This is a genomic window from Paracoccus solventivorans (assembly GCF_900142875.1).
Classification (GTDB): Bacteria; Pseudomonadota; Alphaproteobacteria; order Rhodobacterales; family Rhodobacteraceae; genus Paracoccus; species Paracoccus solventivorans.
The window spans coordinates 531,494-548,760 of the sequence record NZ_FRCK01000001.1; the positions used below are offsets into that span (position 1 = coordinate 531,494).

20 protein-coding genes are annotated in these 17,267 nt (G+C 60.9%); 7 read left to right on the plus strand and 13 right to left on the minus strand.

The window, feature by feature from the left end:
* Positions 1 to 35 precede the first annotated feature (35 nt).
* The 3 genes from BUB57_RS02700 to BUB57_RS02710 form a co-directional block, all read right to left on the minus strand.
* Positions 36 to 314, minus strand: a complete 279-nt coding sequence (locus BUB57_RS02700; RefSeq protein WP_036765876.1) for a helix-turn-helix domain-containing protein — start codon at positions 312 to 314, stop codon at positions 36 to 38.
* On the minus strand, positions 311 to 649 hold the full coding sequence (locus BUB57_RS02705; RefSeq protein ID WP_073061593.1) for a type II toxin-antitoxin system RelE/ParE family toxin: 339 nt from the start codon (positions 647 to 649) through the stop codon (positions 311 to 313). The genes BUB57_RS02700 and BUB57_RS02705 overlap by 4 nt, the downstream gene beginning before the upstream one ends.
* Positions 650 to 864: 215 nt before the next feature.
* Positions 865 to 1,245 carry a hypothetical protein gene (locus BUB57_RS02710; protein ID WP_073061597.1) on the minus strand — a complete coding sequence of 127 codons (381 nt, stop codon included), beginning with the start codon at positions 1,243 to 1,245 and terminating at the stop codon, positions 865 to 867.
* 144 nt (positions 1,246 to 1,389) lie between these two features.
* Here BUB57_RS02710 and BUB57_RS02715 point away from each other — a divergent pair, with 144 nt between their 5' ends.
* The 5 genes from BUB57_RS02715 (at position 1,390) to BUB57_RS02735 (ending at position 6,039) form a co-directional block, all read left to right on the plus strand.
* Complete coding sequence (locus tag BUB57_RS02715) at positions 1,390 to 2,913, plus strand: recombinase family protein (protein ID WP_073061600.1); 1,524 nt, start codon at positions 1,390 to 1,392, stop codon at positions 2,911 to 2,913.
* The gene (locus tag BUB57_RS02720) at positions 2,913 to 3,821 is read left to right on the plus strand and encodes a plasmid partitioning protein RepB C-terminal domain-containing protein (protein ID WP_073061604.1); all 909 of its coding nucleotides are present in this window, start codon (positions 2,913 to 2,915) and stop codon (positions 3,819 to 3,821) included. Before BUB57_RS02715 ends, BUB57_RS02720 begins: the two co-directional genes overlap by 1 nt.
* Positions 3,818 to 4,738: a plasmid partitioning protein RepB C-terminal domain-containing protein gene (locus tag BUB57_RS02725; RefSeq protein ID WP_073061609.1), complete on the plus strand. Its 921-nt coding sequence runs from the start codon at positions 3,818 to 3,820 to the stop codon at positions 4,736 to 4,738. The genes BUB57_RS02720 and BUB57_RS02725 overlap by 4 nt, the downstream gene beginning before the upstream one ends.
* Before the next feature lie 639 nt (positions 4,739 to 5,377).
* Positions 5,378 to 5,641 (plus strand): antitoxin, encoded by a 264-nt coding sequence (locus tag BUB57_RS02730; RefSeq protein WP_073061611.1) that lies wholly within the window; start codon positions 5,378 to 5,380, stop codon positions 5,639 to 5,641.
* A complete protein-coding gene (locus BUB57_RS02735; protein WP_200796395.1) occupies positions 5,638 to 6,039 on the plus strand; it encodes a type II toxin-antitoxin system VapC family toxin in 402 nt (133 codons plus the stop codon). Before BUB57_RS02730 ends, BUB57_RS02735 begins: the two co-directional genes overlap by 4 nt.
* Before the next feature lie 89 nt (positions 6,040 to 6,128).
* Here BUB57_RS02735 and BUB57_RS02740 read toward each other — a convergent pair whose 3' ends face one another.
* The 8 genes from BUB57_RS02740 to BUB57_RS02775 all read right to left on the minus strand — a co-directional run bounded on the left by BUB57_RS02740 (position 6,129) and on the right by BUB57_RS02775 (position 15,024).
* Complete coding sequence (locus BUB57_RS02740; protein WP_073061619.1) at positions 6,129 to 8,567, minus strand: TOTE conflict system archaeo-eukaryotic primase domain-containing protein; 2,439 nt, start codon at positions 8,565 to 8,567, stop codon at positions 6,129 to 6,131.
* A gap of 38 nt (positions 8,568 to 8,605) precedes the next feature.
* Entirely contained in the window at positions 8,606 to 10,111 is a 1,506-nt protein-coding gene (locus BUB57_RS02745) for a TniQ family protein (protein ID WP_073061622.1), read from the minus strand.
* 1 nt (position 10,112) lies between these two features.
* Positions 10,113 to 11,111, minus strand: coding sequence for a TniB family NTP-binding protein (locus BUB57_RS02750; RefSeq protein WP_159435546.1), 999 nt, complete (start codon positions 11,109 to 11,111; stop codon positions 10,113 to 10,115).
* On the minus strand, positions 11,101 to 13,233 hold the full coding sequence (locus BUB57_RS02755; protein ID WP_073061629.1) for a DDE-type integrase/transposase/recombinase: 2,133 nt from the start codon (positions 13,231 to 13,233) through the stop codon (positions 11,101 to 11,103). The genes BUB57_RS02750 and BUB57_RS02755 overlap by 11 nt, the downstream gene beginning before the upstream one ends.
* 9 nt (positions 13,234 to 13,242) lie before the next feature.
* A complete protein-coding gene (locus BUB57_RS02760) occupies positions 13,243 to 13,770 on the minus strand; it encodes a hypothetical protein (protein ID WP_073061632.1) in 528 nt (175 codons plus the stop codon).
* 210 nt (positions 13,771 to 13,980) lie between these two features.
* Positions 13,981 to 14,211: a helix-turn-helix domain-containing protein gene (locus tag BUB57_RS02765; RefSeq protein WP_073061636.1), complete on the minus strand. Its 231-nt coding sequence runs from the start codon at positions 14,209 to 14,211 to the stop codon at positions 13,981 to 13,983.
* 167 nt (positions 14,212 to 14,378) lie between these two features.
* The gene (locus BUB57_RS16430; RefSeq protein ID WP_143159583.1) at positions 14,379 to 14,579 is read right to left on the minus strand and encodes a hypothetical protein; all 201 of its coding nucleotides are present in this window, start codon (positions 14,577 to 14,579) and stop codon (positions 14,379 to 14,381) included.
* A 190-nt stretch (positions 14,580 to 14,769) separates the two neighbouring features.
* Positions 14,770 to 15,024, minus strand: a complete 255-nt coding sequence (locus tag BUB57_RS02775; RefSeq protein ID WP_073061640.1) for a helix-turn-helix domain-containing protein — start codon at positions 15,022 to 15,024, stop codon at positions 14,770 to 14,772.
* 53 nt (positions 15,025 to 15,077) lie between these two features.
* Here BUB57_RS02775 and BUB57_RS02780 point away from each other — a divergent pair, with 53 nt between their 5' ends.
* Complete coding sequence (locus BUB57_RS02780) at positions 15,078 to 15,941, plus strand: hypothetical protein (protein ID WP_143159584.1); 864 nt, start codon at positions 15,078 to 15,080, stop codon at positions 15,939 to 15,941.
* 14 nt (positions 15,942 to 15,955) lie between these two features.
* Positions 15,956 to 16,195 (plus strand): hypothetical protein, encoded by a 240-nt coding sequence (locus BUB57_RS02785; RefSeq protein WP_073061646.1) that lies wholly within the window; start codon positions 15,956 to 15,958, stop codon positions 16,193 to 16,195.
* 19 nt (positions 16,196 to 16,214) lie between these two features.
* On the opposite strand, the gene BUB57_RS16995 is transcribed toward BUB57_RS02785, so the two are convergent.
* Positions 16,215 to 16,787 carry an HNH endonuclease gene (locus BUB57_RS16995; protein ID WP_234951968.1) on the minus strand — a complete coding sequence of 191 codons (573 nt, stop codon included), beginning with the start codon at positions 16,785 to 16,787 and terminating at the stop codon, positions 16,215 to 16,217.
* A gap of 66 nt (positions 16,788 to 16,853) precedes the next feature.
* On the minus strand, positions 16,854 to 17,138 hold the full coding sequence (locus BUB57_RS17000) for a hypothetical protein (protein ID WP_234951956.1): 285 nt from the start codon (positions 17,136 to 17,138) through the stop codon (positions 16,854 to 16,856).
* Between the last annotated feature and the right edge of the window lie 129 nt (positions 17,139 to 17,267).

A 17,267-nucleotide genomic window follows, 5' to 3' on the forward strand; every position in this document is an offset into this window, starting at 1 on the left:
TTCCAGTCGGCTTCCATCTACTCGACGCACTCAGGTCAACCCGCCAAGGCACGCTGCACCGCACCGGGCTCTTTCTCGATCACCCGCAGCAGCGTGGCAGCAGGACCAGAGACGCGACGCTGACCCTGTTCCCACTTTCGATACCCCGAAAGGCTCATCCCCATCAACGGGGCCATTTGCGCCTGCGTCAGCTTCGCCCGCATCCTGACCTCGCGCGGATCGACCGGCTCGTGCAGGATTGCGGGGCCTTCTCCCTTGGCGTGGGCCAGTGCCTCGCCCATGGCCTGGATCAGATCTTCGCCGAACGTACTCATTTCCTTTCCTTCCATGCAGCCTTCAGTGCCGTGGCCAGCGCGGCCACCGTGCGCTTTTCATCCGGAGTCATGTCGCTTCTCACGTTTTTGGCATAGGCCAGCAGCGCGTAAAGCGGCATGGTTTCATCCAGATAGTAGTAGATCACCCGGGCACCGCCCCGTTTGCCTCGACCTGAGGCCGCGAACCGGACCTTGCGCACCCCGCCCGTGCCTGGGATCTCATCACCGGCCATGGGGTTCTCGGCCAGAAAATCGATCAGCTCCCTCTTCTCGTCTTCATTGAACAGCTTTTCGGTCTGCCGGGTGAAGATAGGGGTTTCTGCTACTGTCTGCATGCCTACATGTAGCCCATCGGGTTACTTTTTGCAAGAAGTGGGGTGGTAAGAAGTACAGACACCATCAATGCCGGCTTCTGCCGCAGGCGGGAAGACAAGAGCCTTCATCTGCTCTCATACTCCGCCCGCTTTCGGGCCTTGAGCGTCGCGAAATCCTGCGCGTCACTGGCGGAAGGTAAAACCTGTCCGTCAGGCGGCGCCTCGGTATCGTCAGGTCAATCTTCGACCGTCAGCCGGCGGACTGCCGCCAGTAGCTCTTCGATCGCCTGCTCTGCGGCCGCGAGCTTCATGGCCACCATCAGCTCCTCACGCCCGGCCATTGCGAGGAACATCCCCAGCACCTCGTCGGAGTGTCGCGCCAGAGCGACCAGGTGCTCTCCGCTCGGGCCGTATCTGCCGGCGAACCAGTTCTTCACCGTCTTCTCGTTGGCGCCGGTCCAGGAGGCAACGATCTTCGCCCCCGCTCGACTGTCTCCGAGCGATCGCTTCAGCGTCGATGCGATCTCAGCGGCGAACCAGTTGTCCGGCTCGTGCCGACCATTCCCAGTATACCCGTTTTCTTTCGGAAAGAACTTGCCCTTTTTCGGAAACGACATTCCAGCCTCCCTCGCGTTACATGGACACGGGGATTCAGCCGCAGCTCCGCGCGGACTGGGCGAATTTGCCCGGAATGATGAGGAGATGCGTGCGTGGGCGGTCGATGGACGACCAATTCAGACAGGAGCGACGGGCCGCCCGAGATGGACGTGCCTGCGGTCGCCTATGTCCGGATGTCGACCGATCATCAGAAATACTCGACCGAGAACCAGCTCGACGTCATCCGCAAATATGCATCGGATCGCGGTCTTGAGATCCTGCGCGTCTTCGAGGATTCCGGTCGGAGCGGGCTACGCCTCGACGGCCGCGAGGCGCTGCAGAGCCTGATGGCAGAGGTCGAGTCCGGGCAAGCCGACTTCAAGGCGATCCTCGTCTATGACGTCAGCCGGTGGGGCCGGTTTCAGGATGCCGACGAAGGCGCCTACCATGAGCATGTCTGCTCGCGCGCCGGGATCCGCGTCCACTACTGCGGCGAGCAGTTCGAGAATGACGGCAGCATCGGCTCGAACCTGCTGAAGACCGTGAAGCGGGTCATGGCTGGCGAATATAGCCGCGAGCTCTCCGTGAAGGTCTTCGCGGGCCAGTGTCGCCTGGTCGAACTCGGTTTCCGCCAGGGCGGCGCGCCCGGATACGGGTTGCGCCGGGTGCTGATCGACGAGCACGGCAATCCCAAGGGCGAGCTGTCGCGCGGCGAGCAGAAGAGCCTTCAGACCGACAGGGTCATTCTCGTCCCCGGCCCCGAGCACGAACAGGATGTCGTCCGGCGTATGTATCGCATGTTCGTGGAGGACGGCCGATCCGAGCGGGGGATCGCGGATGCCCTGAACGCTGACGGACTGCGCACCGACCTCGACCGGCCATGGACGCGAGCGACAGTCCATCAGGTGCTGACCAACGAGAAATACATCGGCAACAACGTTTTCAACAAGATCTCCTTCAAGCTGAAGCAGCGCCGGGTGGTGAACCCGCGTGAGATGTGGATCCGGTCCGAGGGCGCCTATCCGGCCATCGTCGATGAGGCGCTGTTCCTGCGCGCCCGGGAAATCGTCGATGCACGCAGCCGCCATCTTTCCGACCAGGACCTGCTGGACGCACTCCGGGCGCTGCTTGCCAGCAAGGGCTTCCTTTCCGGACTGGTCATCGACGAGCACGAGGACACGCCATCATCGAGCGCGTTCCGGTCCCGGTTCGGCAGCCTGCTGCGCGCCTATGAGATGGTCGGATATCAGCCCGATCGGGACTACCGATACATTGAGATCAACCGGAAGCTCCGCGAGGCCCATCCGCAGATCGTCGCGGGCGTCGTCGCTGGGATCGAAAACGCCGGTGGCAGTGCCGTTCAGGACCCCCGGACCGAGCTTCTGGCCGTCAACGGCGAATTCACGGTATCGGTCGTGCTGTCGCGATGCTTCGAGACCGCAGGAGGCTCGCTGCGCTGGCGCATCCGCCTCGACACGGGGCTCTTGCCGGACATCACCATCGCCATACGCATGGACGAGCTGAACGCGGCGCCCCGCGATTACTACGTCCTTCCGAGCATCGACATGACCGCGGATCGGCTTCGGCTCGCCGAGCAGAACGGCCTGTCTCTCGATGCCTATCGCTTCGACACGCTCGATTTCTTCTTCTCAATGGCCGGCAGGGCCAGATTCTCGGAGGTGGCCTGATGCCCGAAGACATCCCGACCGATGACCACAAGCATGTGACCCTCATCCCGACCGACAGGATCCGGATCCTCAATCCGCGTGTGCGCAACCGGCGAACATTCGAGGAAATGGTCGAGAGCATTGCGCGCATCGGCCTCAAGCGCCCGATCACCGTGACCCGGCGCGCGGTCACGGACCCGGAGGAATACGATCTCGTCTGCGGCCAGGGGCGGCTCGAGGCCTTCATCGAACTGAAGCAGGACGCCATTCCCGCCATCGTGATCGATGCCGATGAGAGTGACTGCCTCGTCATGAGCCTGGTCGAGAACTGTGCGAGGCGCCAGCATCGTGCAATCGACCTGATACAGGAGATCAGCGCTCTCCGAAAGCGCGGCTACAACGACCGTGAGATCGCATGCAAAATCGGGCTCAGCTCCGAATACGTCAACATGATCGCGGGGCTGCTCGAGCGCGGCGAGCAGCGCCTTGTATCGGCGGTCGAGACCGGCCTCATGCCGCTGAATCTCGCAATCGACATTTCCAAAACGGACGACGAGGGGGCTCAGCGCGCGCTCATGGATGCCTATACGGAAAAGAAGCTGCGGGGGAAGAAGTTTGCAGCCGTGCGGCGTCTGCTCGAACGACGCCAACGCCGTGGGAGGCGCGTCGATGAAACACCATTGGGCCGCAAGGTGAACCGCAGCGAGCGCCCTCTGACCAGTGATGCGCTCGTGCGGGCCTATCGTCAGGAAGCAGATCGTCAGAAGCTGATGATCAAGAAGGCGGAGTTGACCCAAGGCCGGCTTCTGTTCGTCACGGAAGCATTCCGTGCGCTCCGGAGCGACGAGAACTTCGTTACGCTGCTGCGCGCCGAAAATCTCGAAGTGATGCCCACCTATCTGGAGGAACACGCGAGGACGAACCCATGACGCGGAAAGATCGCCACCGCTCCGATCCCGTCGTCCATGGCTTTGAAGTTGACTGTGTGACCCTGGCCGTGGACGCTCTTCTTCCAGTGCGAATGCTCCGAACGGCCACGAAATCCAGCAGGAAATACCAGCAGATCACCGCCTCGATCCGCGAGGTCGGTCTTGTTGAGCCGCCCGTGGTCGCCCGCGACCCTTCAAATCCGGGTACCTTCCTTCTGTTGGACGGGCATGTTCGCGTCGAGGTATTAAAAGACCTCGGCATCGAGCAGATCGAATGCCTGGTCTCCACCGACGACGAAGCCTTCACCTACAACAAGCGGATCAGCCGGTTGTCGCCAGTCCAGGAGCACAAGATGATCCGTCGCGCCATCGAGCGCGGCGTTCCGGAAGAAAAGATTGCCAAGGCGCTGGACATCAATCCGCAAAGCGTCCGTCGCAAGGTTCGCATGCTGGACGGGATCTGTGATGAGAGTATCGCCATCCTCAAGGACAAGCCCTGCCCGATGGCGGTGTTCGAGATCCTCCGCAAAATGAAGCCGCTGCGCCAGGTCGAGGCCGCCGAGCTGCTGGTCAACGCCAACAACTACTCGGTCGCCTATGCCTCTGCGATCCTGGCCGGTACCCCGCAGAGGCAACTCGCGGAAGGTACGAAGCCCAAGCGCATCAAGGGCATCACCCCCGAAGCAATGGCCCGGATGGAGAGTGAACTGGCGCGCCTTCAGGAGTCGATCACCTCCATTCAGGAGACCTACGGTCAGGACCACCTGCATCTGACTGTCGTCAAGGGCTACCTGGCGAAGCTGCTCGGCAACGCCCGGGTGGTCCGCTACCTCATGCAGCATCGGCCCGAATTCCTTGCCGAGTTCCAGGCGATTGCGGACATGATCTCCACACTGCCACCAGAGGCAGCAGCCTGACCTGATCGCGACGACCATGGGGACCCGGACCCAGATCAAGCGCGGGGACCGCGGGAGACGCCGCACTGTGGGGCGGATCGAGCGCGGTGGTGGGGATGGCGGCGAACCCGCCCGGAGCCCACCAGGCCGGCTCGAGTTTTCGCTGGCCGCGTGGCTGGCATGACGCCGGTCACGACGCGGAATGGGCGTGCCGGTCGAGCATTGATGAATCCCGGCACGCCCAAGCGTCTGGCTCCAACGTGATCGTTTCCGCCAGGCAAGGCCGAATACCACCACGGCGGACAAAACCCGCCTCAAGCCCGTTCGCTCCGACCGGATCGGACGAGATCGCGAGAACGATGGAGAAGGCTGCTCTCCCAGGGCCGCATCATGTCCGACCGCTGGGTTTCCGTAGAAGAAATCGTCGTGCATCTCGGCATCAGCAAGAACACGGTCTAGCGCGTCAGCCGAGTCCAACCTTGCCCGCATCGGTTTTGGTTGCATTTCAGCTCCGGCGTTTTGGGTTGATGAGATGAGCGAGCCCCGGCCCGCTCTCCACAAAATGGGTTGTAGGGACGGGGCTGACGACGGCGCAGGTTGAAAATCTCCGCAGTATGATGTATATGTTTCTGCATATACACATGAACAGGAGGGGCGATCATGCCGCATCCGCAGCCATCTTCAGAGCCTCGTGAAGCCAAGCTCTTCCGTAACAACAAGAGCCAGGCTGTCCGCATTCCCGCAGACTTCGAGATGCCGGGGGATCGGGTGAACATCTATCGTGATGGGAACCGGCTTATCATCGAGCCGGTGCGCCGCAAGAACCTGCTTGAAGTGCTGGCCGGACTAGACCCGCTCGGGCCAGAGGATCAGTTTCCTGATGTGGACGAGACGCTTCTCCCGGCCAAGGAAATCGACCTTTGACCCTTTACATGCTCGACACCAATATCGTCTCCGATCTGCTGCGACATCCTGACGGCAGCGCGGCAAAGCGCATTGCCGAGGTCGGCCCGGATGCGATCTGCGTGAGCATCATCACAGCCGCAGAGCTGCGATATGGGTGCGCCAGGAAAGGGTCTGCGAAACTCCTGGCGCATGTCGAGGCGATACTGGAAAGTGTGCAGGTTCTGGCGTTCGATGTGCCTGCTGACGCGGAGTATGGCGGCATTCGTGCCGAGCTTGAGGCCGCTGGCAAGCCCATTGGTCCGAACGATCTGTTGATCGCAGCTCATGCCTGCGCCGCAGGCGCAATCGTCGTGACTGACAACACGGGCGAGTTTTCCCGCGTTCGCGGCCTGCGGGTTGAAAACTGGATCAGGTAGCCGATGAACGAAAACTGTCTTGGGCGCAGTGTCGGAATGGGCGAAGTTTCATTGGACATTGCTACTCTCCATGCCACTTCTGACAGATACTATTCCATGGCATATCCGAGCGCACGGTAGCCCGTTCGCCGCTTGGCGGCCATCCTCGCGAGGACCGGGACAGCACTGTCGACGTAGTCGACGACCAATACGTCCTTCTTCCCTTCATGCTGCCGATGTAGCCTGCCGACATACTGCGCCAGCGTGCCTTTCCATGCGATCGGCATCGTCAGGAACAGGGTATCAAGACGCTTGTCATCGAAACCTTCGCCGATGTAACGCCCCGTGGCGAGAATCAAACGCTCGTCCTCATCGGCAACATTCAACGCGGAATGCGCGGCCTTCCGGTCCCTTGCGGACATGCCGCCACGAAGGACAACGATATTCTTGGCGAACCGGGCGAACCGCCGCTGAAGGTAATCGAGGTGATCCTTCCGCTCGGTCAGTACGATCGGCGACCGCTTGGCCTCTAGCGATTTCAGCACATCGTCAAAGATCAGATCATTTCGAGCCTCGTCTTCCGCCAAAGCGGCATAGATCGTGGGAATTGACGGGCGCTCGGCCATGGCGAGAGCCTCTGGCAATCGAAATCCTGTATGACGCTCACGGGCCCGATGGTGAATGCCGCTTTCGACAGCCTGTAATTTGGCACTCACCTGATGGCGCACCGGACCGCATTGCATGAAGATGATCGGGTGATGCCCGTCTTTTCGGGCGACGGTTGCCGACAATCCGGTGACGTAGCGCGCCTTCGATCTGCGGGCGACAAGCTCGAAGCTTGCAGCGGACAGGTGATGGCACTCATCGACGACAAGATGGCCATATTTGCCAACGATATCGTCAACTTCACCCTTGCGAACCAGGCTCTGGATCAGCGCCACGTCGATCACACCGGTAGGTTTGCGCTTTCCGGCACCGATGGTGCCGATCTGCTTCGGGTCGATCTGTAGAAAGGACCCAAGGCGCTCGACCCACTGGCTGAGGAGTTCACGGCGATGGACCAGAACCAATGTATTGCGAGCGCGATGCGCGATCAGCGCCGAGGCCACGACGGTCTTTCCGAATGCGGTCGTGGCGGCGAGCACGCCTGTATCGTGCTTGGCCAATGCATCAAACGCGCGCGATTGCTGCTGGCGAAGTTCGCCACGGAAGCGAACCGTCTCGGGCAAAGAAGTTCCATCTTCGCGCAAATCGTCCAGATCGGCTGTCGCTCCGTGATCGGAAAGGAGCCCGATCACTTCATCAAGGCAGCCGCGCGGCAGGGCGACGTGTCGGGGGTGCAGTTCGGCACAGGATACAATTCGCGGCTTGCCAAATGTCGGTAGCCGCATTGCTTGCGCGCGATAGAATTCCGGGTTCTGGAACGCCGCCAATCGCACCAACTGAGCGATCATAGCGGTCGGCAGATCCGACCGGTCGATATAGATCTGATCGGCGATCGTCACCTTGATGGTTTGCGGAAGGGCCACACCGAGGCGTCGTGGCGTGCTGCGGCGCGACGGGGGCATCTTCCAAGGCTCGTCCGCCTGCTCGTCATCCACCGGCATTCGCACACCCAGCACCCGCCCGGAGAGCTCTGCCGCTTCGACGTGCTCGGTCACCGCCGCCAGGGACATTCTCGGCAAAGACGACAAATGGGCCCACTGATCCCCATATGGCCGCATGTCTGAGTCGACAAAGACGCTGTTGCCCGCCTTGCGCGCCCCGCTCTGGAGCGGCAGCGCGATCAGGTTGCCAAAGCCGCCAAGTGGCTTGGTATCCTGGTTTGGAAACAGTCGATCATAGGATGCGAAGCCGATTTCCGGCCGTCTTTCCATCGTTTCGGTGATCAGGACCGATCCGAGTTGACGTGCCAGACGAGCAGGTATCGGTTCGGAGAAGAATATCCAGATATGACCGCCGTTCCCTGACCTCGATCGTTCCAGCGCTGCGGGGACTCCCTTTGCCCGGCAGGTTTCGAGCAACGCAATGGCATCTTCCGCCCATGATGCCTTGTCAAAATCCGCCGCCAGGAACCAGCATGTATCCGCTGGCAGGAGCGGATAGACACCGGCGACAAAATCTCCGTTTCGGGCACCATCGCCGCGCAGGTGTTTTTCGATGATCGCATCATCGGGTGGGATGAAGCTCTGGTTGGGGCAATCACTGCATTTCACCGCCGGCTTTCCGCATACCCCTCTTACCCACTCATTGAAGCAGGCGGGTGAGTAGCCGGATCGACCAGTTTTTCTGTTCTCCCATCGTAACGGGAATACATCGCTGCGCCCCGCAAAAAGAGACCGAAACAGATCGATCTTTTCCTGCGAGGATGAGCTATTCACCACAGCTGCACCCTCAAGCGTCACCTGTTCCGTCCGAGTTTGCTCAACAGCATCCAGTTGCCGCTCGAGCGCTTCCAACTCGCCCTGCAACGCAATTCGCTCGGCCTCAAGGCGGGACAATCGGTCCCGAACACGCGAGATTTCCGCCGTTATGCTGCCGGCATTCATCAAGCAAACCCCTCGCGCGACATATCCTGCCCACCATGTCATCGCAGACAGGATGGATCGCTGTGGCCGGATGGGCAACTATCCACATGGGCTTTTGCCCGCTCAACCAGTGCCGCCATGCAAGAATGACTGACAGTGACCCCGGTCAATCCTCGCTTTCGCCGGTCGCGATACAGCGCGCCCCCAACGGCCCGAGCCGCGATCAGCAGCCGCGAAACCCTGACCCTGTTCGCACGAGCGACGGTCTGGATGGGGGTGCGAATTGCCTGTCCACCTGATGGCGGCTTGCCTGCGCTGCACCAGTCATCGAGAAAGGATTCGAGTGTTGCTGCCGAAAACCCGACCATCCTGTCGTTGAAGCGGTGGTCGGGGACCAGCAGCCCGTCGCCGATCAGCCCCCGCACCACATCGACGCTGACGCCGAGCTGGCGCGCGGCATCCTGGGCGTTAAGCAGGTCCTTCAGCTTTGGTGCGAGATCGGCAATCAGGTCGGGATCGACCTCGGAACTGGCCCCGATCCCGACCCTGAGGCCGTATTGGGCCTTCAGCACCTGCACGGTGATCTTCAGCCCGATTCCGTGACAGTTGCAGAGCGAACGCAATGTTTTGGGTTCGACCCCGCGTGTGCGGATGCCGAACACCTTCTCCTGCCCCGTGAAACGGAAGGTTTCCCCAACATATGCTGCCAGCACCGCACAGATGGGCCTGTAAGCGGGCTGATCCTTTCGGAAATAGAATTCGTTGAACGCGCGGCCAAAGGCGTTGTGGTAATCGTTGCCCCGCCGGCCATGACCGATATGCGTGCGCAGGAAGTCCTTGATCGCTGCCGGTCCTTTGATCAGCACCTCGGCCCCGAGATGCGCATGCTCGCGACGCTCATCGACAGATATGCCTTTCCAGTCGCCTTGGGGACCACGCATGGCCATGGCCCCGAAGACTTCGGCGGTGTGGATCGCGACATCGAGTTGCACATCATCGATCCAGCGCCCGGAGTGCACGCCGTCCAGCCTCTCAGTGATATAGTGCTCCAGCGTGGTCGGTCGACCTGGTTGCCAGGGTGCCGCCCGAGCTGCGATCAGCTTCGGGATCAGAGGCGACAGGTCATGCTGCATCCGTGCCGCCTTGCGGGGCAGGACCGTCATGAGACGGAGACCGTGCTCGGCGCAGACATGGTTCGCGTCGATCAGCCAATCCGTCCGGCCCAGGCAGGCAGATCGAAGATCGCCATCGGCCAATCCCCCCAGACAGGCCGGGCAGAACCGATAACGATCCGGGGCGCACTGAACCTTGTTGCGTGGATCGGCGCCGAGTTGCAGACGCCGCGGATTGCTGGCATCCAGGGCGCCACGAACAAGCGCCTGCGGATCACAGCCCGTATATCTGGCAAGGTTTTCGACGCTGTGCCTGTCGCCCATCAGCAGGGCTCGAAGGTCCAGATCGAAGAGGTGGACCAGCTCTGGCAAGGATGTCAGCCCGGACAGCCGGGCAATGCGGTATCCGTAGGAGGCAATGGTCTCACGGGCATGCGGGGCGGGAAAGATCATCTTACCGCCTTCCCCTTTGTTTTCGCGACCGCCCCTTGGGACCCATCGGGGGATCGGGCTCGATCGGTGATCGCCCTGTGTTCAGGCTCCGGAAATCCGGCACCAGGAACGGGTTCCGACCAGCGACCTCCCCGGTGCGCTCGGCATAAAACAGTGCGAAATCCTTCACGCCCAATGCGGGCGTTCCATCCGCCAGGGCGCGGGTGATCGCGCCGATGATCAGTTCGACCACGATTCCGAACTGTTCGCGCCCGGCATGGAGAAGCCGGGGCACGAACTCCATATCCGCCAGATCCGGCGCCAGCGGCAGATCCGCAAGCCCGGCGTAGCGGGCGACCAGTTCTGCAACATCGTCGCAGGCATCGAACTCGGTCACCGGAAGAAAGCGGGTGATGAAGAAGCGGCGGGACAGTTGTGGATCCTGGGTCAGCAGATCATGCAGTTCCGGTGTCCCGCTGACGACCAGGTTGGTCGGCCAGTCCGGGATCTGCATGAGGCTCTTCAGGGCATTGATCACGCCCGCCTTCTCGACCTCCGAGCCTCGGCCACCCAATTCCTGGCCTTCATCGAGGTGGATCAGCCAGCATTTCCGCAGGTGCAGGTGAAAATTGACCAGTTCCCACATGCGCGACGCCGTGGTGTTGCTCTGGATCTGGAAAGCCAGGGCATGCAGGATCGCGCGTGCGAGGTCTTTCTGGGTGGCAGGCGTCGGCACCCGAATGGAGATCCAGCGGAACTCGCCAGATTCGGCGTCCGCAGCATCAATCCGGCGCAGGATCCGCTGGATGGCAGTGGTCTTGCCGCTGCCGGATTCCCCGATGACCGCGATCCCGCGTCCCTCGGCAGACTGTCCAAGATCCAGTTCGGCCTGGCGTTTGTCCATGATCTCGCGGAAAAGCCGCCGCACGGTTTCGTAGCCCGGATGGGCCACGAAATGCTTGCGCAGGGACACGGCAATCCGCGCGACCTGATCAGGCGACGTGTGATGCTCACTCGTCATCTTCGAACCTCCAGCCCTTGCGCGTCGGCGGCGTGTCATCCACAGGAGGGTCCTCCGGCGCGGGCGGTGCATCAGCATCATCCGCCTCACTGCCTCCGACCTCGAACCCGCCCTGCAGCCAATCCGAGCCGGCCTGGACCTGACCGGCCGACGCAGCGGGCAGCAGGTGCAGGCCAAGGCCGAGTGTCTGTTCCGCCCTGTCGATCTCCTCGGCGGTGAACGTCATCCGTCCAAGCTGCGCCGCGTTGGCCGCCTCGGTCGAAAGCAGGTCGAGCCGGCGCAGCCCGTCATGGAAGATTTCGGCGGAGATTGCCGCGCGTTCGCGGTTATGATCCATGACGGTCCTGGCGAATGCCGACCACTGGTAGAAGGAGACGCCCGAGAGCGCCCCGGACAGGTCATGGGCGGGATACCAGGTTCCGCCTACCTCGACCGCGATCCAGCCAAGGTCCAGCGGATCGAACCGCAGCCGGGCCTTGTGCTGATGGCTGTGCTTGCGGGCATCGCGCAGCTGTTCGCAGGCGAAATCCGCGCCGAACACCCGCACGCCGCGACCGGAAATGCTGCGTTCCAGCTCAATGCCGAAGATCGCCCGGCGATCCATCGCATCGACCGGGGCCGGAAGGCCATATTTGGCCACCAGCCGGTCCCAGCAATCGGCAGGGGTCTCACCCTGAAGCCCGGCGTGAGGGCGCTGGTGATAGACGTCCACGATATAGGTCACGAGCGCCGCCAACAGATCCTGATCGGTGAGCGAGGCTTCCGCCTCCGCATCATAATCGCCCCGCTGCTCGGGGTTCGAGAACGTCCGGCCACGAAACCGGCTGACGAAATGCGTCGCAAATGTCCCAAACAGGCGTTCGATGCGAGACCGGAGCTTGGCCACACCGCCGGGTGGATTGACCAGGCGGGCAAGCAACCCGGCGCAGGTGATCTTGAAATCATCGCTGACGAAGGCTGAGCCCATGTCGGCTGCGACGGTCTCGGACCGCCCACCCTGGTGCCAACCGTGACGACAGCCAAGGCCAACCGCGATAGCCGTCTTGTCGATCGTCACCGTTTCCAGCGTGCGGATTGCCGCTTCCGAACTGGTCGATCTGGACAGGGTGAGACCGACGACGCAACGCGTGGCGCAGTCGATGGCGACGCAGATGACAAGGCGTATCACTTCGAGGGCGGCAATCTGCTGCGTCGTCAGCCGGTCGGAAAGACCGGCATTGGAAACCCATGTCATGAGGTCGACATCCCATTCGTCGATCTCGACCCGTTCCATGGGCCGCAGGACCTGCACGCCGTATTCGATGATCGCGAATTTCTTGTTGGCGGCATCGACACCCCACCGTTGCAGGTAGGTCTCGTAGGGGTCCATCCGCTTGATTGCGCGATAGACGGTGGAGCGGGATGGCGGCCGGAGTTCGGGCAACCCCTGCTCAGCACGGTCCCGGCTGAAATCCGCGTAAAGGTTGGTCGCGCGCTCGTGGATCTGATCGATGGTCGGGCGCAGCGGCGAGGCGTATTCCGCGATCAGCGCATCAAATGCCGCAAGCTCTCCGGGCAGCATCCGGCGTCTGCCCCCGCATCGATGCGTTTGAGGCACCAGGGCCATGATGTTGAAGCCGCTTCTTTCATAGGCTCGCGCCCAGGTCAGCAACGACTTGGCGCAAGGCGGCGTTCGAAAGGTTTCCATACGCCCCGCGCGCTTGAACCGTTTGCGAAAGCGCTTACGGATATGACTTTCTACGGCAGCGATAACTGCTGGCAGAATGGTGTTGACCGAGGCCTCGCTTCGCCTGGCCAGCCCGGCCTTGATGCAGCGCAGCAGCTCCTCGACGAACAATAGTCGCCACAGCGCGGTCTCTTGCTTGCCCTCGGGAAGATCCCGAAAATACTCGGGGAGTCCGTCAAGGTTGCGCTCGGCGGCTGTGCGTGCCGCCCCCTGCGGAATGTAGCGAAACCGCGAGCTGCGAAGCAGCTCCTCCAGCTCGCCGTGGCTGATGCTGCGGGCTAGGTACGGCGGCGCTATTCCGATCAGCACGATCCCTTCAGGTTCATGCGACGCAAGCCGATATTCCACGCCATCAAGGATGACGAGATCGAGAAGCTTGAAATTGCTGTGTTTCATGGCACCCTCTCAAGCTAGGATCATATGGGTAAAGGCTGGGATCATCGGCGCGCCGAGTTCCCTGGCGCGCTCGATCAGGCGCGTCGTCGGGGCGTGCGGCACGACCTCCGGCTGGGGGATGTCTGCATCGGTGAACAGCAAGACCCGTGTCGCGAAGGATCTGGGCAGTTGCGAGGCGATAAGCCTCAACGTGTCCTCGAAGCGGTATTTGCGGACGCGGGCCAGTGGGCGCACGGCGACGGCAATCGCATTGCCGTCGGTCAGGAGGGCGCGAAAGTCGAAGTGATGGACGGCGGGCCTGCCCCGTGCGTCGCGGTACCGGATGACGGGCGGCTGCGCCTGAACTTCACGGAACTCGGGGTTCGCAATTAGCTGGTCCCAGCAATGGGCTTCCAGCCCGGATTCGAGCCGGCTGATGACGGGACACGGCAAGAAAGACCGAACATCGACGACCTGCACGCGGGCGCTCGCTTTCGAGCGCGCCGGAATGGTCCGGCTGGCGGGTGCCAGCACGGGAAAACGGAAGAAGGGGTTCATGTCACATCCCTGGCAATAGTTTGTCAGATGACCGCCCGCGAGAACGGGCGATCACGGCGGATGCAAGCACAGCGCAGCCATCGACCGAAACGGATGGCGCCGGTCATTGACTTTGCGTGCGATTTTGGGGATGCTTAGTTCACCGGTTCCGTGAGATTCGGTAAACCTAAGCAGGGCTCTGAAAGTTGCCGCTTTCGGAGCCTTTCGCTTTTAGTTCTTCATGGTGCCCTCCTGTTCGTAGCGATCAGGCCAGATATTTTCGGGGGTGGTATCAAGCTTTTCCGCTATCGCACGTTGGATTTTCTGAGACCGCCGATGCCCTTGCGACACAAGGCTTACCGAAGCAGGAGTTTTGCCCAGTTCGCGAGCAATGTCGCTGAAGCTGGTTCCGGCCAGCCGCAAGCGTGCCCGGATCATCTCGTGGCAAAATTCATCGTCCATCCCTGCACCTATACCGTGTCAGTGAGTGACCAGCACATCTAGCCCAAACGGATTATGGCAGAGAACGAATCGTTTTCCCAGCTAAAAAATTAGCTAGCGCTTTGATTTTACTAATCTAATTTTTTACAGATTGTTTTTTGTTAGATCGGGGAAGCCCAGTCGTACGCTTAGCTTGACGGCTTGCGCTCTGTATTAAGTGCGGTTGTCAGGACATCGACGATCAACTGCTCAACTTCGTTCAGCCGCATCTGGCGTTCGTAAGCCAGGCGCTCGACGAGCGTCGCAATGGCCGGGTCGCGCGGCCCGTACAGTGCCCAGTCTCGAATGGATGCAGCGTCAGGATGTGGTTGTGCAGATGTGATGGCCATAGCCCTTTAATACCCGATGTGGGCGCGTGGGTCGAGAACAAGCGCTTCTGCGTTGCCATTGCCTTCGAGGTAACAAAGCGCGAAGGCAGCAACCAAATGGCGCCAAATCATGCAGCCGAGCCAAAGCTAGCACCTTCATCGCTGCCGCCGTTTCCCTCACAACCTCACAGCAGCCACGATTCCGGCGACCTCAGTGCTGGCCCCTTTCGCTGAACTCAGCCTCGACCGCACCGATAAGCTCAACCATGGAAAGCCCCAGACCTTGGCACAGGCCATGAATGGTCGCCAAGCTGGGTTGATGTCGGCGGCTTTCCAGAAGTGAGACATATCGCATGCTGACCCCGGCCCTATGCGCAAGCTCCTCCTGGGATAGGCCAGCCGCAGTCCGCTGCTTTCGCAGGATTTTTGCAAAGGCTTCCAGAAGGGTGTCGTCTGCGTCGGGCATGCCGGATGCAGACGTCCAGACAGGACTTGATTCTATGAAGTATTCTATGAATTATGAAGAAAACAGTGAATTTATGGAGAAGCCCTTTGCTGCCGTCCCATTGCATCCCTGCCATCGCGCTGCTCACGTTCCTTGCCGCCGCCGCTGCCGGCGCACAGTCCCTCCCGCAACAGCCCGGATATGATGCATTCCAGCATGTTGTCGCCGTTGAACCGCGCCCTTATGAATTTGAGATCCTTGGCGTGAAACCCGGCATGCCGATCGATGAGGCCGTGCGCCTGATCGAGGAACATCTTGGCAAGGAACTGTCGCCACTGGATGGCACGCTGCAGATCAGCAGTCCGGATGGGCGCACATTCCGTACGGAACTGCGCCTAGGCTACGAAACACCGGGTATCACCTTCTTCCTGCGCAATCAGGATGATCAGCCCTTTGACAGCGTGGAACTTGACGTCTCGACGCCGGCATCAGGCTCCGTGGTCACTGCCGTGCGCAGAGAGGTCAGGCTGAGCGCTAGCGATGGTCCTGACGGTGCCAGCCTGCTCGCTCAGCTGGAGGACCTGTATGGCGAGCCCTCCGAGACCAAGGTATCCCCGGGTACGAACTCCTGGCTTTGGGCAACAGATATGGATTACAGCGCCATCCCCTTTGTCGGTGGCGGTCCGGAACCACGCTATGCCTGTGCTCGCGGCCTGCCGGACAATGGGCGATACAGCTACGAGGTGCCGTTTCCGACTGGGGGGCCAAACAATTGCGGCGCGACATTCGGTGTCAGTCATCGCACAAGCGCTACCACGGTCACGCTCAATTTCCGGCTGACGGATTATAAGCTGGTCGATCAGGATCGGGAAGCCGCGAACTCTCAGGTGGACGAGAAACTGAGTGCGACAGCGGCGCCTTCGGATATGAAGCTGTGAGGAGGGCGATCCGGATGGACGGAGACGATGTTTTCACCGAACCTAGCGATGAGCAGCTGGCGGCCCACGATGCGGAAAACCTTCAAAGCATGCTAACCCATCTTCGCGACAATCCCACTGACGACGCTGAATGTGTTCTAGAGGTCAAGGTCTCGATGTCAGCATTGTCCAAGATGCAGCTGCGCAGTATACAGGAGAAGATTTCGCTACAGGCCGTACTGAGAGAATCGCTCCGTCGGGATGGCTTGAGTTGATAGGGCCTACTTCGGGCTCTTACTCCCACAGTGGTGGTACGCCTGTAATAATCTGTCCGAATACGTTCTCACGATGCCAGCGCAGGTTCTCGGGATGAGGATGATTATGTGGGTCGGCGGGTTTCAACAGTTTACCACCCGGCCTTATGAGGCGGTTGATCACATCGCCAGGCACCTTGTTCCTTGAAACAAGGATTGTTTCGCTATCTTCTGCGACCGAGATCAGGCCACGATCGAACATCCAATGCAGCGTCCCTGACAGGGCGAGTCCGTTGCGGATAGAATCGCTACCGTCTCGCTCAACGGGACGGATATGTGCGGCCTGGACCTCCGGTCGTCCGCCGCCGTTGCGCAGTTGCAGCCCCGAGATTGCACAGCGATAACCATAAGCCTCACGCACCTTCCGGCTGAAGGCAACCTCGCGATATTTGCGGCGTGTCAACCGTTCGGTCACCGGGCGCTGAAATACTAGCGCCTCTTCCTGAAGGCCTACAGGCTGCTTGTTGTACCTTGTCGCTTCGATCTGTTCGAGGTCATGCGGGAGCCCGAGATTTACGATTCTGGCAAAATCGCCCTCCGGAAGTCGTCGCACCGCCAACTGGACCGCGCCGCCCGACAGCGGCGCACCCGAGCATGATTTCAGTGCCGTTTCCAGTGGCTACCCGTTCAGCAGCCGCGGCACATTACGATCGAACGGCAAGTAACTGCCCGGCTCGATCAACGCGAGGTATCGGCCTTCTGCGCCGGGCTTAGGAATGACGTCTACAATTTTCGCTACGGCGAAGTATCCACGCGGACCGGCCTTGACCGGCTCATAGTAGACCACCCAATCACCCACCCCTTCCTTCATCGCGTTGAGATAGCGACGTGGAAAATCGTAGGAGGTGTCCAGCTCATCCTCGTAGATCGACTCTGCCTTATGCAAGAGAACCAGTTTGACCATGTTGCGAATGAAGCAGAATGGCAGAGAAGCACAAGGAAAAACTGCCCTTGACGAAGCACGATCCTTGGTCCGAGCCTCTAACTTTGTGTGGGTGCATAGACGGCAGCTCCGTAAATGCTAGTGCCGGCC